This is a genomic window from Massilia litorea (genome assembly GCF_015101885.1).
Classification (GTDB): domain Bacteria; phylum Pseudomonadota; class Gammaproteobacteria; order Burkholderiales; family Burkholderiaceae_D; genus Telluria; species Telluria litorea.
This window is the reverse complement of sequence record NZ_CP062941.1, coordinates 4,946,467-4,961,234: the sequence shown is the minus strand read 5'-3', so window position 1 is coordinate 4,961,234 and position 14,768 is coordinate 4,946,467. Positions and strand designations below refer to the sequence as shown.

Sequence of the window (14,768 nt, the reverse complement as noted above, 5' to 3'; positions counted from 1 at the left end):
CCGGACAGCATGCTTTCCGGCCGTGCGCGGCAGTCCGTTCCTGCTCCTGCCTCGTAGCCGCGGGCAGGACATTTCCTGTTTGTTTTTTCACCGCATGAGGGCGCTGCTGTCCGGATGGCTGCTGGCGCTGGCCGGCTGTCTCGGCATGCTCGGCCCGGCCCTGGCCGGGCCGGCGCCGACCCTGCGCTTCGAGCACCTGAGCGTCGAGGATGGCCTGGCCCAGGAATCGGTGCTGGCCATGGCCCAGGACCGTGACGGCTTCATGTGGTTCGGCACCCAGAACGGCCTGTCGCGTTTCGACGGTTACCGCTTCGTCAATTTCCGTAACGCCGTCGGCGACCCCACTACGCTGGCCAGCAACTGGGTCCGGGTGCTGCACGCGGACCGCAAGGGACGCTTGTGGGTCGGCACCGACGGCGGCCTGGCGCTGTACGACCCGACGGCCCAGACATTCCGCCCGTACCTGCCTACCGGTGGTTCGGGACGGCGCGGCAATGGCGACATCCACGTGCGCGCCATCGTCGACGACGGCAAGGACGGTTTGTGGCTCGGTACCGCCGACGGCCTGCAGCACGTCGACATCGCCAGCGGACGTTTTACGACCTGGCACCACGTCGACGGCGACCCCGACAGCCTGGCCGACGACGGCATCAACGCGCTGGCCCTCGACAAGCGCGGCCGCCTCTGGATCGCCACTGGCGCCGGCCTCGACAGCCTGGACGGCGCGGGGCTGCGCTTCGAACATCACCGGCTTGCTTCGGGCCCCCAGGAGAAGGTGCAGTCGCTGCTGCTCGATGCCGGGGATAACCTCTGGATCGGCCTGCTGACCGGGCTGGAACGCAGGCCGCTGGGGAGCGGCGCGGCTGCCCCGCGCCGCTACGGCCCCGAGGACGGCATCCCGCGCACCTGGATCTCCACCCTGTATGACGATGGCCAGGGCCAGGTCTGGGTGGGCAGCCACGACGATGGTGTGTTTCGCTGGGACAAGGCGCACGACCGCTTCGAGGCGCACCGCCGGGTCGTCACCGACAAGCACAGCGTGGCCGACAACTATATTTCCGCCTTGTTCCGCGACCGCGTCGGTACCTTCTGGGTCGGCACCTGGTATGGCGGCGTCTCGCGGGTCGACCTGAGCAGTGGCGGCTTCGCGCGCATCGTGCGCGAGAATGACGGCCTCGGCATTTCCGCCGACAACCGGGTACGTGCCATCGAGGACGATGGCGCCGGCAAGCTCTGGGTGGCCAGCGCCGCCACGCTGCAGCACTATGATCCGGCCAAGAGCGGACCCGGCGCCTACCGTATCTGGCGCCACGACCCCGGCAATCCGAACAGCCTGATCGACACCGCGGTCAATGCCCTGGTGCGCGACCACGACGGCATCGTCTGGATCGGCGGCCGCACCGGCATCACCCGCTTCGACCCGGCACGCGGCCGCTTCACGCGCCGGGTACTGGTGCCGGAAGACGCCGACGCCAACAACGTCCGCAAGATGACGCTCGGGCGCGACGGTGCGGTCTGGATCGCCACCCGCGGCGGCCTGCACCGGCTCGACCCGCGTAGCGGCGCGCTCGAGTCCTACCGGCACGACCCCAACCGCCAGGCCAGCCTGGCCGACGACATGGTGCGCCCGGTGCTGGAAGACCGGCGCGGCCGGCTCTGGGTCGGCTCGTTCAACGGCCTCGACCTGCTCGACCGCGTCAATAAACGCTTCCGCCATTTCCGCCACGATCCCTACCAGGCGAGTAGCCTGAGCCACAACGAGGTGCACGCGCTGCTCGAAGACCACGCCGGCAACGTCTGGGTCGGCACCGCCGGCGGCCTGAACAAGATGGTCACGGCCGCCGACGGTTCCGTCAGCTTCGTGCGCTACACGACGCGCGACGGCCTGGTCGACGATTCGGTGGCGGCGATGCTGGAAGACGCCGCCGGCGTGATCTGGGTCAGCACCAACAACGGCCTGTCGCGCTTCGATCCGGCCAACAACAGCTGGCGCAGCTACACGGCGGCCGACGGCACCATCGACGGCGCCTATTTCGACGGCGCGGCCCTGCGTGCGTCGGACGGCACCCTGTATTTCGGTGGCTTCAACGGCATGACCGCGTTTGACCCGCGCGCTCTGCGCTACAACGGCATCGCGCCGCCTGCCGTCATCACCGGCATCCAGATCTTCAACCGGCCGGTACAGCAAGCCTATCCGTGGCTGCTCACGGGCCCGGTCGAGAACACGCGCGCGATCACGCTCTCGTTCCAGCACTCGGTGTTCTCGCTCGAATTCTCGGCATTGCACTACGCGGCGCCCAAGCGCAACCGCTTCGCTTATAAACTCGAGGGCTTCGACCAGGGATGGGTGTACACGGACGCCGGCAAACGCTTCGCAACCTATACGAATCTCGAGCCGGGCCACTACGTGTTCCGGGTGCGCGCCGCCAACAAGGACGGGGTATGGAGCGAGACCCCGGCGACCCTCGACATCACGGTCGAGCCGCCGGTCTGGGGCACCTGGTGGTTCCGCGGCGCGGTCGCCTTCCTCCTGCTCGGCGGCTCGTATGCCGGCTACGCCCTGCGCGTGCGCGGCCTGCGCCGCCAGAAGGAGCGCCTCGAGGGCCTGGTCAGCACCCGTACCCGCGAAATCGCGCAGCAGAACAGCCTCCTCGAGCGCCAGACCGAGGAATTGCGCGAGCGCGAGCGCGAAGTGAGCCGCAACACCAGCGAACTGGCGGAAGCCAACCGCGCCCTGTACGAGAACGAGCAGCGCCTGCAGCTGGCCAAGCAGCGCGCCGAGGACGCGGCGCGCCAGAAATCGGAATTCCTGGCCAACATGAGCCACGAGATGCGCACGCCGCTGGCCGGCGTGATCGGCATGCTCGGGTTCGCGCTGCGCGACAACGCCGTGCGCCCGAGCACGCGCGAACAGATCGAGCGCGGCCAGGCGAATGCCCAGTCGCTGCTGGCGATCATCAACGACCTGCTCGATTTTTCGAAGATCGAAGCGGGCAAGCTGACCATCGAAAACATCGACTTCGCGCTCGACGCCGCGATCCAGAACGTGGTCGGCCTGTTCGCCGAGCAGGCCGCCGCGCACAGCGTCGGCTTCTCAATCGAGCTCGCCGACAACCTGCCGCGCTTTGTGGTGGGCGACCCGACGCGCCTGCGCCAGGTGCTGATCAACCTGGTCGGAAATGCCTTCAAGTTCACGCCGAGCGGACAAGTCACCCTGCGCGTGGAACGGCGACCCGTCGACCAGGCGCCGGGAACGGACGATTCAACGGGACACATGATCCGGTTTTCGGTGCAGGACACCGGCATCGGCATCGCGCCCGGCGCGCTGCCGCGCCTGTTCCAGAAATTCGAGCAGGCCGACACGACCACCACGCGCCGCTACGGCGGCACCGGACTTGGCCTGGCGATCTGCCGCCAGCTGGTCGAATTGATGGGTGGCACGATCGGCGTGACGAGCGTGCAGGGAAGGGGCAGTACCTTCAGCTTCGTGCTGCCCCTTAGCGACGGCGTCGAGCCGCCAACGGTCGAGCACGTACCGCGCATGCCGCACACCCACCGCCTGCGCGTGCTGTGCGCCGAGGACTTTGCCACCAACCAGATCATCGCCCGCATGATGGTCGAGGAAATGGGGCACCAGATCGAAGTGGTCGAGAACGGGGCGCTGGCGGTGGCAGCTTGCGCCCACACGCGCTTCGACATCGTCCTGATGGACGGACGCATGCCGGAAATCGACGGCGCCACCGCCACGCGCCTGATCCGTGCCGGCGGTACGCTCGACGCACCGGTGCTCGACCAGCACGTGATGATCGTCGCGCTCACGGCGAATGCCAGCGACGAGGACCGCGACCGGTATCTTGCCTGCGGCATGGACGGGTTCCTGGCCAAGCCGATCGACGAGGCGGCACTGCACTATCAATTGAGCCGGGCCATCGAGCGCCAGCTGCAGCGCGGCATCGAGCTGGCGCCGATGCCGCCCGCCGGACCGAGCGTGGCCGAACTGGACGCAATGTTCGGCATCGCCGACGTGCCGCCCGCAGCGCCGCCGGCGCAGTCACCCGAAATGCGGGCGGCAGCCCTGCATGCGCGCATGCGCGCCGCCTTCGCCGCCGACTTGCCGCGCCGCCGCGCCGAACTGCGCGCGGCCTTGGAAGGCGGGGACCTGGAGGCCTGTGCGCGCGTGCTGCACGGGCTGCGCGGCAGTGCCGCCCACCTCGGGGCGGGCGAGCTCGTGGCGCTGTGCACAGGGCTGGAAGAGGCGGCCGACCGCGGGCTGCAGGCCGAGATCCGGGACGCGCTGCCGGCGCTCGAGGCGATGCTCGGCACGTTTGAACGGCTCTCGGCCTGATCCGGGGGCAGATCGTATAATGTTCTTCAAAGCAACAAATTTGGCGAGGGCGGGATGAAGGTGCTGGTGGTGGACGACGACGTGGTATCGCGCATGATGCTGATGCATCTGGTCGACAGCTGCGGCAAATACGAGATTCTCGAAGCCGAGGATGGCGCCGATGCCTGGCGCCAGCTGGAAGCCGGGCTGCGTCCGGGCATCGTGTTCTGCGACCTGCGCATGCCCAGGCTGTCGGGCACCGAGTTGCTGACGCGGGTAAGGGCGCAGCCGGAACTGGCTGGGCTGCCCTTCGTGCTGGTCTCGGCCGCCAACGACGGCGCCACGATCGGCGAGGCCGATGCCCTCGGCGCGACCGGCTATGTCGTCAAGCCGTTCCGGGTCGAGAGCCTGCGCCCGCACCTGATGGCGCTCGCGCCCGACGAGACGCCGGCGGCCAGCCTGGGACGTCTGGGGATCGACGCGGCGCGCCTCGCGCTCTACCTGGGCGGCCTGGAGCGGCAACTGGCCGAAGCCGCCGGCATGATCGAGACCGCGCTGGCGCAGGGCGACACGGCTGCGGCAATGGAGCGTTTGCGGCGCCTGCGCGAAGGCTGCGTCATGCTCGGCCTGCACGGCGCGGCCACGGCGCTGGCGCGGGCGGAGGCGGCGCCCCAGGCGGCCACGGCTGCGCAGGCGCTGGTGGCCGCGTCGGCCGCAGTCGCGCGCCAGGCGACATCCCTGCGCGCGGGCGGCAGCCCCGCCTGAGCCGCCGCCACGGCGGCATCAGCCCGGTTCGTGTTCCTTCTTGCGGCTGTCGGCCCGGGCCGGCGCGCGGTAGGTGATCACCCGGTACAGATACCAGGCCAGCAGCACGCCCAGCACCACCTTCGACACCGGGTCGACATACTTCGACACTTGCTGGTATTTGCTTTCGAGCAGGAATCCGGCCGCCGTCAGCAGCCCGGTCCAGGCCAGCGAGCCGATGCCCGAATACAGCAGGAACTGCCCGAGCGACATGTTGCCGAGGCCTGCGGGGACGGAAATCAGGGTGCGCACGGCGGGAATCAGGCGCCCGAACAGCACCGCCTTGCGGCCGTGCTTGCGAAACGCCGCGAGCGCGGTATCGATATCGTCGGCGCCCACCGTCAGCCAGCGTCCATGGCGCGCGGCGAGGCGCTTGAGGCGCTCGCAGCCATATATTCTCGCCGCGTAGTACCAGGGCAGGGCGCCCGCCACCGAGCCGGCCGTGCCTGCCAACAGCACGCCCACCAGGTTCAGCTCGCCACGCGCGACGACGAAGCCGGCAAAGGGCATGATCATTTCGGAGGGGATCGGCGGGAAGATGTTCTCCAGCGCCATCAGGGCGAACACGCCCAGGTAGCCGCTGTGTTCCAGGAAATTGGTGATGAACTCGAACATCGGACACTCCAGGCGGGCTCGGGAGTGGGGATGATAGCGCGGATGAGGAAAGGGCCACGCACGGCCGAGAGGCCTGGCGGCGAGGCGCCGGCAGCGGCGCGAGTGTGCAGCGGCGGGCTCAGGCGTAGGGCCTATTTAACAAGGACGAGGACGTCAGGAACACGGGCGATGTCGCTTCGGCAATGCTTGCAGGGTAAGAAGCAGGGTGGTCCCCCCGACTGGAATCGAACCAGTATCCCACGCTTAGGAGGCATGTGCACTATCCATTGTGCTACGGGGAGGACACGCGTGCCGCCGTGAGCGGCACCTGCGGTTCGGCGAGCGGACCCTGCGGGCAGGCCGGTATCGTGAACCGAGTGCAATTATAGCCGACGAAAGCAGCTTATTTGGAATTGTCGGCGCCGCAATCGGTACAATAGCGGCTTCTTTTACCTTTCCCGCCGCGCCGCGCCTCTTCGAGACCATCGCACGCGGCCAGTTCACAGATTATGGCTGTCATTTCTCTCTCGTCCGCGCAACTCGCGTTCGGTCACGTCGCGCTGCTCGACCACGCGGACTTTTCCCTTGAAACCGGCGAGCGCGTCGGTCTGATCGGGCGTAACGGCACGGGTAAATCCTCGCTGCTGAAAACCATTGCCGGGCGCTTCAAGCTCGACGACGGCCTGCTCGTCATGCAGCAGGGTATCAAGATCGCCTATGTCGAGCAGGAGCCGACCTTTGATCCGGAGTCGACCGTGTTCGACGCCGTCGCCGCCGGCATGGGCGAACTGCAGGGCATGCTGGCCGAATACGAGGCCCTGACCGGCCAGTTCGGCCAGGGGGACGACGAGGCGCTGATGGAACGCATGCACGTCATCCAGGTAAAACTCGACGCGACCGACGGCTGGAACCTGAACAACAAGGTCGACACCACGCTCGACCGCCTCGGCCTGGCCGCCGAAGCAAAAATGAATACGCTGTCCGGCGGTATGCAGAAGCGCGTCGCCCTAGCCGTGGCCCTGGTGTCGGCGCCGGACGTGCTGCTGCTCGACGAACCGACCAACCACCTCGACTTCAAGTCGATCATGTGGCTCGAGGGCCTGCTGCGCGAATTCCGCGGCTCGGTCCTGTTCATCACCCACGACCGCAGTTTCCTCGACAACGTCGCCACCCGCATCATCGAACTCGACCGCGGCAAGCTCTTGTCCTTCCCCGGCAATTTCACGACCTACCAGGAACGCAAGCGCGAACTGCTCGCCAACGAAGAAGTCGAGAACGCCAAGTTCGACAAATTCCTGGCCCAGGAAGAAATCTGGATCCGCAAGGGCGTGCAGGCCCGCCGCACGCGCGACGAAGGCCGCGTGCGCCGTCTCGAGGCGCTGCGCCTGCAACGCGTGGCGCGCCGCGATACCCAAGGCCAGATCAAGCTCGACGTCGGCATGGGCGAGCGTTCCGGCAAGATCGTCGCCGAACTCGAGAATGTCTCGAAGTCCTACGGCGACAAAGTGATCGTGTCGAACTTCAGCGGCACCATCCTGCGTGGCGATAAAGTCGGCCTGATCGGCCCGAACGGCGCCGGCAAGACCACGCTGTTGAAGATGATCCTCGGCGAGGAAACCGCGGACAGCGGCACCACCCGCCTGGGCACCAAGCTCAACGTCGCCTATTTCGACCAGATGCGCACCCAGCTCAACGAAGAGGCGAGCCTGGCCGACACCATCGCCCCGGGCAGCGACTGGGTCGAAGTCAATGGCCAGCGCAAGCACGTCATGACCTACCTGAACGACTTCCTGTTCGCGCCCGAGCGCGCCCGGTCGCCGGTCAAGTCGCTCTCGGGCGGCGAGCGCAACCGCCTGCTGCTGGCGCGCCTGTTCGCCAAGCCGGCCAACTGCCTGGTGCTCGACGAGCCGACCAACGACCTCGACATCGACACCCTGGAGCTGCTCGAAGAGCTGCTCGAGGAATACACGGGTACCGTCTTCCTCGTCAGCCACGACCGCACCTTCCTCGACAACGTCGTGACCCAGGTCATCGTTGCCGAAGGCCAGGGCCTGTGGCGCGAATATGTCGGCGGCTACACCGACTGGGAGCGCGTCAAGGCAACCGCACCCCAGCCCGCCGCCACGGCCGCCAAGCCGGCACCGGCCAAGGCAGCCGAGGCCGCCGCGCCCGACACCGCTGCGAAGAAGGTCAAGCTCAGCTACAAGGAACAGCGCGAACTGGACGAACTGCCGAAGCTCATCGCCTCGCTCGAGGACGAGCAGTCGGCCATCACCGCCCAGCTCAACGCGCCCGACTTCTACAAGACCAACCCGGCCGATGCGCGCCGCATCAACGCCCGCTACGCCGAGATCGACGACCTGTTGCTCGACGCCCTCGAGCGCTGGGAAAAGATCGAAGCGCGCTCGCGCGGCGACGCCTGAGGCTCCTGCCACACTTGCGCCACGGGCTGCCTGCCTGTGGCGCCTCCCGACGGCGGACGCGCCCTGCGTCCCGCCATCGCACTGTGCCCCAGTGCACGACCAGCCTCACTCCCAATCCCTGATATCGTCCGGCCCGTCGAACATTAGCATCGGCATCGATGCGTTTGTCCTTTTGCGTCAAACGCGCCGCCGGAACTCATGCGCATCGGCGAGGCTCGACGACAACGGCCGGGATCTGCAGGCCACGCCGAGATGTTTCTCCAGACGCTGGTGATGGCGCATCCGCGCCTCGGGCGCCCATTTTTGCCGCAAGCTCGAAGGCGTGCGCAGCGCGGCGCTGCGCGCGCGGCTGGACGCTTGCGCCACGGCCAGGGACGGCCTCGACCGGGCAGACCAAGAGCGCCTGACAAAACAGCCATGGCCGCGTTGCAGCGCCTCGCCGTACCCTCGTACTGTCTTCGCGGTCCGCCGATGCGGCGCCGCGCCTTGCCCTGACTGTTTTGTTCGGCGCTCCAAGGCGCCCACACGCGGCCATGGCACCTTGATTGCCCTCAATCGGGCGCCCCGGCGCGCTTGGGCCGCCGCGGGTCTCCTGCCGCAGGGGCTGCGCTAGTATCGACAGCGACATCTCGACCAGACTCCCATGCGTACCCGGCCCTTTTCGATTGCTTTCATCGTTCGCGACCCGCTGCCGCCGCAGCGCGCCGACGTCGCGACCCTGTTCGGCGTCGAGATGCCCGCTTACGGCGTGCATACCGAGCTGGTGGGGCAGGGCGGCGGCACCGGCGCCGGGCCCTGGCGCGCCGGCGGCATGCATGTCGTGGGCAGCCTGCGCAGCCGCTTCGCCAGCCTGCTCGCGCCGCTCTGGGATGCGTTCGGGCTGCTGTGCGCCTGGCGCCGTGCACGGCCGGACTGCATCCAGGTGCGCGACAAGGTCGCCAGCGCGCTACTGGCCCTGCTGGCGGCACGCCTGTTGCGGATTCCCTTTGTCTACTGGATGTCCTTCCCGATCGTGGAAGGCTTCGAGGCGCGGCGCGATGCGCTGGCGCGCCAGGGCCGCTGGCCGGCCTGGCTGGCGCATGCGCTGCGTGCCTTCCTCTCGCGCCGTGTCGTCTACCGGCTGGTGCTGCCGCGCGCCGACCATGTCTTCGTGCAGAGCGAGGCCATGCGCGATTGGCTGGCAGGCCTCGGCATCGCGCCCGAACGCATGACGCCGGTGCCGATGGGCGTCGACGCCGCGCTCTTCGATCGCCGCACCATCGCGCCCAGCCATGATCCGCGCCTGGCGGGGCGCCGGGTCGTGCTGTACCTGGGCCGCGTGGCCCGCTCGCGCCGTTCCGACTTCCTGCTCGACGTCGTCCTGCGCCTGCGCGAACAGATCCCCGAGGTGCTGCTGGTGATCGCCGGCGAAGCGCCCTCGGTCGACGAGATGGTGTGGATGCGTAATGCAATTGCGGCGCGCGGCCTCGGGCACCACGTGCTGCTCACCGGCTGGCTGCCGCAGGCGGCGGCGCTGGGTTATGCGGTGCGGGCCGAGGTCGGCCTGTCGCCGATTCCACGCGGCAGGCTGCACGACGTCTCGTCGCCGACCAGGCTGGTCGAATACCTGGCGCTCGGCATCCCGGGCGTGGCCAACGACATTCCCGACCAGCAGCGGAGCATCGAAGAGAGTGGCGCGGGCATGTGCGTGCCGATGGAGGCGGGCGCCTTCGCCGACGCTACGCTGCGCCTGCTGCGCGATCCGGGCCTTGCCGCGCACTGCGCCGAACGGGGGCCGCCCTGGGTCCGGAAAAACCGCACCTACGACATCCTGGCGCGCGAGGTCGCGCTGTCCTACCGCCGTATGCTGGCACCATGGGGACGTAGGCGCTGAAGGCCCACGCCGCACTCCCTGCTCCTGCTGCCATAGCCGCATCCGGTGTTGTATTCGAGCGACGGCAGTTGCCGATAGCGGGTCGTCGTGTCCCGCGCTCCCCCGGCAGGCGATTGAGGAGGCCGCACAGGGTCAGGCCATCCTGCTGGGCGTACCGGGCGTAGAAGTCGCAGTGGAGCGGGTGCCGGCATTGGCGCGCTAACTGCAAGTTCGAATTTATCGCGCGCGAAGGCTGAACCGTGCGCGGAAGCAGCAACAGTTGATGTATGATCGAAATATTGTGCCTTTATCAAGAATAGTGAAACCCTTCCTCTCCAACAGATTGGCTGTGCTCCTGAGCGCCGGAGTGCGTGCATGACAGCGCGCGCGCCGCGCGTCACGATGCATGGTATCGCCGTGGAAGGGCACGACGGGGTGGCGGCGCTGGTGGCGATCCTGCGGGCCGGCGAGCTGTCCGAACAGAAGCGTGTGCGTCATGTCGGCGTCCACTGCCAAGGCAAGGTCCTTGCCAGCCTGGGAGGGGCGGCGCGCGGATTCCGGCAGGTCATTGCCCGCATCCTCGAGCGCAGTTCGCTCCTGGTCGCCCTTATCGACGGCTGGGCCGCTTTCGTGCGCGGCTGCGCGGCCGGCGTGCGCGCGGTGGTGCCGAATGTGGCGCCGCTGCCGCAAGTCATCATCGGCCATGCCAGCCCGGACGTGGCGTGCTCCCCGGCCCCCTGGCACAAGCAACAGACATGGCCGAGCCGCTCGACGCGCCAGCGGCCGGCAAGGCGGGATTCGCCAGCCGCGTCGGCCGGATTCCCGAGGCGCCAGGAGACGACGCGCGCGGCGTGGCGGCGCTGCCGCGCCCTACGCCGGCGCCGGCGCGGATGCTGGACGATGCGAACTTGCGTGCGGCTCGGGGCGCGGGCACGCGACACGGTGGTGCAACACTATTCAACAGAAGCGATCTGCGGCCGCCTGGCCGCGATCTATAACGATTTGGCGGGGGCTTGATGAACGCAACAGTACGCATGGTGTGGTGGGTGAATCGTCTGCGCTGCATGTCGGTGGCCGAAATCGGCTACCGCGTGCGCCGGGCGGCACGCGCGAAAATGGCGCGCGGGGCCACCTTGCGCGCGGTATCCGCACCGACCTCGGCGCCTTTGCCGCGGGCACGCACCTTCAACGTCCAGGGCGCCCCCACCATGCATCCGGGCGAGGTCGATGCCCTGCTGGCCGAAGCCGACCGCATCTGCGCCGGCCACGTAGTCCTGTTCGCCGACCGCAGTTTCGACGTCGGCGTGCCGACCGTCTGGAACCGCGATCCGTACAGCGGCGTGACCGGCCCTTCCATATTCTCCGACAACATCGCCATCGACAATCCCGAGCTGGTCGGCGACATCAAGCACGTCTGGGAACTGAACCGCCACCTGCACCTCGTGCGCCTGGCCCAGGCCTGGAGCGTGAGCGGCGACGTGCGCTGGCTGCACGCGCTCGAGCAGCAGCTGCGCAGCTGGCTCGACCAGTGCCCGCCGCTGCTGGGTCCCAACTGGACCAGCCCGATGGAGCTGGGTATCCGCCTGGTCAACTGGGCCTTGCTGTGGCAACTGGTGGGCGGCGAGGCGAGCCTGCTCTTCGCCGGCGAATCGGGCCAGCGCCTGCGCGCCGACTGGTTGGATAGCATCCACGCCCACTGCCGCACGATTTCGCGCAACCTGTCGCGCCACTCCTCGGCCAACAACCACCTGATCGGCGAACTGACCGGCCTGTTCGTGGCCAGCTCGGTCTGGCCCTGCTGGAAAGCATCGAGCGCCTGGATGGAGCAGGCCAGGCGCGAACTCGAGCAGCAGGCGCGCCTGCAGTATTCGCTCGACGGCGTGAACCGCGAGCAGGCCTTCGGCTACCATGTGTTTTCGGCCGAGTTCCTGTTTGTCGCAGGACTGGTAGGCCAGGCCTGCGACGTGGGTTTTTCGCGCACCTACTGGAGCGTGCTGCAGCGCGCCTTGCGTTTCCTGCGTTCCGTGCGCGACATCAACGGCCATGTGCCGAACGTGGGCGACAGCGACGACGGCAGCGTGTTCCGCCTGGACGCGGCCGGCAGTGACCGCGCGGCGCAATTGCTGGCGCTGGGCGAGAGCGTGTTCGGCGCCCAGCCGGCCAGCCACCCGGGCGTGCGCTGGCTGCTGCATGCGCTGCCCGGCAGACGGCCCGACGCCGATCCCCACGAGTCCGACACCGGCTGGGCCTTCCCGGACGGAGGCTACCTGCTGTTCGGTTCCCAGTTCGGCGAGGAAAACGAGATCAAGGGCATGCTCGACTGCGGCCCGCTCGGCTACCTCGGCATTGCCGCCCACGGCCATGCCGACGCCCTGTCCCTGACGCTGTCGGTGGCGGGCGAACAGGTGCTGGTCGATCCCGGCACCTATTCCTATTGGCAGGGGCAGAAGTGGCGCGATTACTTCCGCGGCACCTCGGCCCACAACACGGTGCGCGTGGACGGGCGCGACCAGTCGGTCTCAGGCGGACGTTTCATGTGGCTGCGCAAGGCCCGCGCCAGCATCGAACGCATGCCTGCTTCTCCCCATGAATTCGATTTCCGCGGCTCGCACGACGGCTACAGCCGCCTGTCGGACCCGGTGCGCCACCTGCGCAGCGTGCGCTACGACGCCGCCACCAGTACCTTGGTCGTGCGCGACGAAGTTGCCGCGAAGAAGTCCCATGCGATCGAGCTGTTCTGGCATTTCGCTCCAGAACTGAACGTCCGGCTCACCAGCACCGGCCTGCACGTGCGCGGCAAGCGCTTCGCGCTGCAGATGCACACGACCGGCCCCGACCTCAAGCTCGAACTCGTGCGCGGCGCCGAAAACCCGCCCCTGGGCTGGTATTCGCGCTGCTACCAGTCGAAGGAACCGAGCGACGTGCTTCGTATCTCGACCGTATCGTCCGCCGTTCCGGTCGAATGTAAGTTTACAATAACGTTTTTTTAACAAGTAGCCATAATTACTATAGCTGTTTAGGGAAGTCTGAAAATGCTCATTTATCTGGTCGCGGGCGCAAGGCCCAATTTCATGAAGATCGCCCCCATCGTGCGTGCGCTGCAGGCACAACAGGCGCTGTCGTTCAAGATCATCCACACCGGTCAGCACTACGACCGCGAAATGAACGACGTATTCTTCGAGGAACTCGGCATTCCGCAACCGGACGTCTTCATGGCCGCCGGCGGCGGCAGCCATGCCCAGCAGACCGCCAAGATCATGGTCGGTTTCGAGGAGCTGTGCATGGCCGAGCGTCCGGCGGCCGTGCTGGTCGTGGGCGACGTGAACTCCACGCTGGCCTGCTCGATCGTCGCGAAAAAGCTGAACATCCCGGTCGCCCACGTCGAGGCCGGCCTGCGCAGCGGCGACATGTCGATGCCCGAGGAAATCAACCGCCTCGTCACCGACAGCATTTCGGACTGGTTCTTCGCCACCGAACCGGCGGCCGTCGAACACCTGAAGCGCGAAGGCAAGCCGGACTCGGCCGTGCACTATGTCGGCCACGTGATGGTCGACAACGTCCTGTTCCAGGCCGACAAGCTGACCCGCGCCGACACCTCCGATTTCGAGACCGCCGCTTTCAAAGCCGCGGCGCAAAAGGATGGCGGTCAATACGGCGTCGTCACCATGCACCGTCCAAGCAATGTCGACGACCCGGTCATGTTCGCCCGCATCGCCGGCGCGCTGAAGGAAATCGCGAATGAGCTGCCGCTGATCTTCCCGGTGCACCCGCGCACCCGCGCCAATATTGAAAAATTCGGCATCGACCTCGGTCCGAACGTGATCCTGGCCGGTCCGCAAGCCTACATGGCCTTCCTCAACCTGTGGAAGGACGCGGCCGTGGTGCTGACCGACAGCGGCGGCCTGCAGGAAGAAACGACGGCGCTCGGCGTGCCTTGCGTCACGATCCGCGAAAACACCGAGCGTCCGGTCACGGTCGAAGAGGGTTCGAACGTGCTGGCCGGCACCGACCCGGAAAAAATCATGCTGGAAGCGCGCAAGGTCCTGCGCGGCGAGGGCAAGCAGGGCCGCCGCCCGCACCTGTGGGATGGCAAGGCCGCCGAACGCATCGTGGAAGTACTGGCACGCGAGTTGGCCAAGGGCTAGGAAATGACCCCTTCCATCACGATGATGGGCTGCAGGATCGACAACCTGTCGATGGAGGAAACCCTTGGACGTATCGGGGAATTCATCCGTTCCGGCAAGCCCCATCAGCACGTGGTGGTGAACGTGGACAAGCTGGTCAAGGCCAGCCGTGACGAAGGACTGCGGCGCATCATCAACGACCGCGCCCTGGTCAATGTCGACGGCATGCCGGTGGTATGGGCTTCGCGTTTACTGGGCAAGCCGCTCAGGGAGCGCGTCGCCGGGGTCGACCTGTTCGAGGCGCCGATGCGCCGCTCGAGCGAGCGCGGCTGGCGCGACGGCTACTGGCAGGGCGAGGCGGAGGCAGGAAACGATGCGCATCCCGTTTGCGATGGGCGTGGGCGGCGCCTTCGACGTGGCGATCGGCCGCGTCAAGCGTGCCCCGCTCTGGATGCAGCGGGCCGGCCTGGAATGGTTTTATCGCTTCCTGCAGGAGCCGCGCCGCATGTTCCGGCGCTACTTCATCGAGGACATGGCGTTTATCTGGGTGCTGATCAAGGAAGCGGCGCAGATGCGCCGGCAGTAAAGAATTGCGGAGCGTCTTGCGGGACGCGCCGAATTAGGGAAGACGCGGTCATAGAACCGCT

Annotated in this window: 9 protein-coding genes, 1 tRNA gene and 1 pseudogene; 9 read left to right on the top strand and 2 right to left on the bottom strand. The window is 67.5% G+C overall.

From position 1 onward, the window contains the following. The first annotated feature begins 79 nt into the window (after positions 1–79). Positions 80–4,345, top strand: a complete 4,266-nt coding sequence (locus tag LPB04_RS22250; RefSeq protein ID WP_227496538.1) for a hybrid sensor histidine kinase/response regulator — start codon at positions 80–82, stop codon at positions 4,343–4,345. Between the two features lie 54 nt (positions 4,346–4,399). Beyond that, positions 4,400–5,089 carry a response regulator gene (locus LPB04_RS22245; protein WP_193686603.1) on the top strand — a complete coding sequence of 230 codons (690 nt, stop codon included), beginning with the start codon at positions 4,400–4,402 and terminating at the stop codon, positions 5,087–5,089. An 18-nt stretch (positions 5,090–5,107) separates the two neighbouring features. Here the strand turns inward: LPB04_RS22245 and LPB04_RS22240 are convergent, their stop codons facing one another. Next, positions 5,108–5,743 (bottom strand): DedA family protein, encoded by a 636-nt coding sequence (locus LPB04_RS22240; protein ID WP_193686602.1) that lies wholly within the window; start codon positions 5,741–5,743, stop codon positions 5,108–5,110. A gap of 206 nt (positions 5,744–5,949) precedes the next feature. Continuing rightward, positions 5,950–6,024: transfer RNA gene (locus tag LPB04_RS22235), tRNA-Arg, on the bottom strand. A 207-nt stretch (positions 6,025–6,231) separates the two neighbouring features. On the opposite strand from LPB04_RS22235, the gene LPB04_RS22230 reads away from it, so the two are divergent. The 7 genes and pseudogenes from LPB04_RS22230 (at position 6,232) to LPB04_RS24390 (ending at position 14,707) form a co-directional block, all read left to right on the top strand. Further along, positions 6,232–8,145, top strand: a complete 1,914-nt coding sequence (locus LPB04_RS22230; RefSeq protein WP_193686601.1) for an ATP-binding cassette domain-containing protein — start codon at positions 6,232–6,234, stop codon at positions 8,143–8,145. Between the two features lie 643 nt (positions 8,146–8,788). Beyond that, on the top strand, positions 8,789–10,018 hold the full coding sequence (locus LPB04_RS22225; RefSeq protein ID WP_193686600.1) for a glycosyltransferase: 1,230 nt from the start codon (positions 8,789–8,791) through the stop codon (positions 10,016–10,018). A gap of 354 nt (positions 10,019–10,372) precedes the next feature. Further along, positions 10,373–11,014 carry a hypothetical protein gene (locus LPB04_RS22220; protein ID WP_193686599.1) on the top strand — a complete coding sequence of 214 codons (642 nt, stop codon included), beginning with the start codon at positions 10,373–10,375 and terminating at the stop codon, positions 11,012–11,014. Then, positions 11,014–12,987: a heparinase II/III family protein gene (locus LPB04_RS22215; protein ID WP_227496537.1), complete on the top strand. Its 1,974-nt coding sequence runs from the start codon at positions 11,014–11,016 to the stop codon at positions 12,985–12,987. The genes LPB04_RS22220 and LPB04_RS22215 overlap by 1 nt, the downstream gene beginning before the upstream one ends. A gap of 42 nt (positions 12,988–13,029) precedes the next feature. Then, the gene (wecB, locus tag LPB04_RS22210) at positions 13,030–14,142 is read left to right on the top strand and encodes a non-hydrolyzing UDP-N-acetylglucosamine 2-epimerase (protein ID WP_193686598.1); all 1,113 of its coding nucleotides are present in this window, start codon (positions 13,030–13,032) and stop codon (positions 14,140–14,142) included. 3 nt (positions 14,143–14,145) lie between these two features. Continuing rightward, positions 14,146–14,397: pseudogene (locus LPB04_RS24395) on the top strand (WecB/TagA/CpsF family glycosyltransferase); the annotation flags it as partial. 97 nt (positions 14,398–14,494) lie between these two features. Next, positions 14,495–14,707: a WecB/TagA/CpsF family glycosyltransferase gene (locus tag LPB04_RS24390; protein ID WP_307727287.1), complete on the top strand. Its 213-nt coding sequence runs from the start codon at positions 14,495–14,497 to the stop codon at positions 14,705–14,707. The last annotated feature ends 61 nt before the right edge of the window (positions 14,708–14,768 follow it).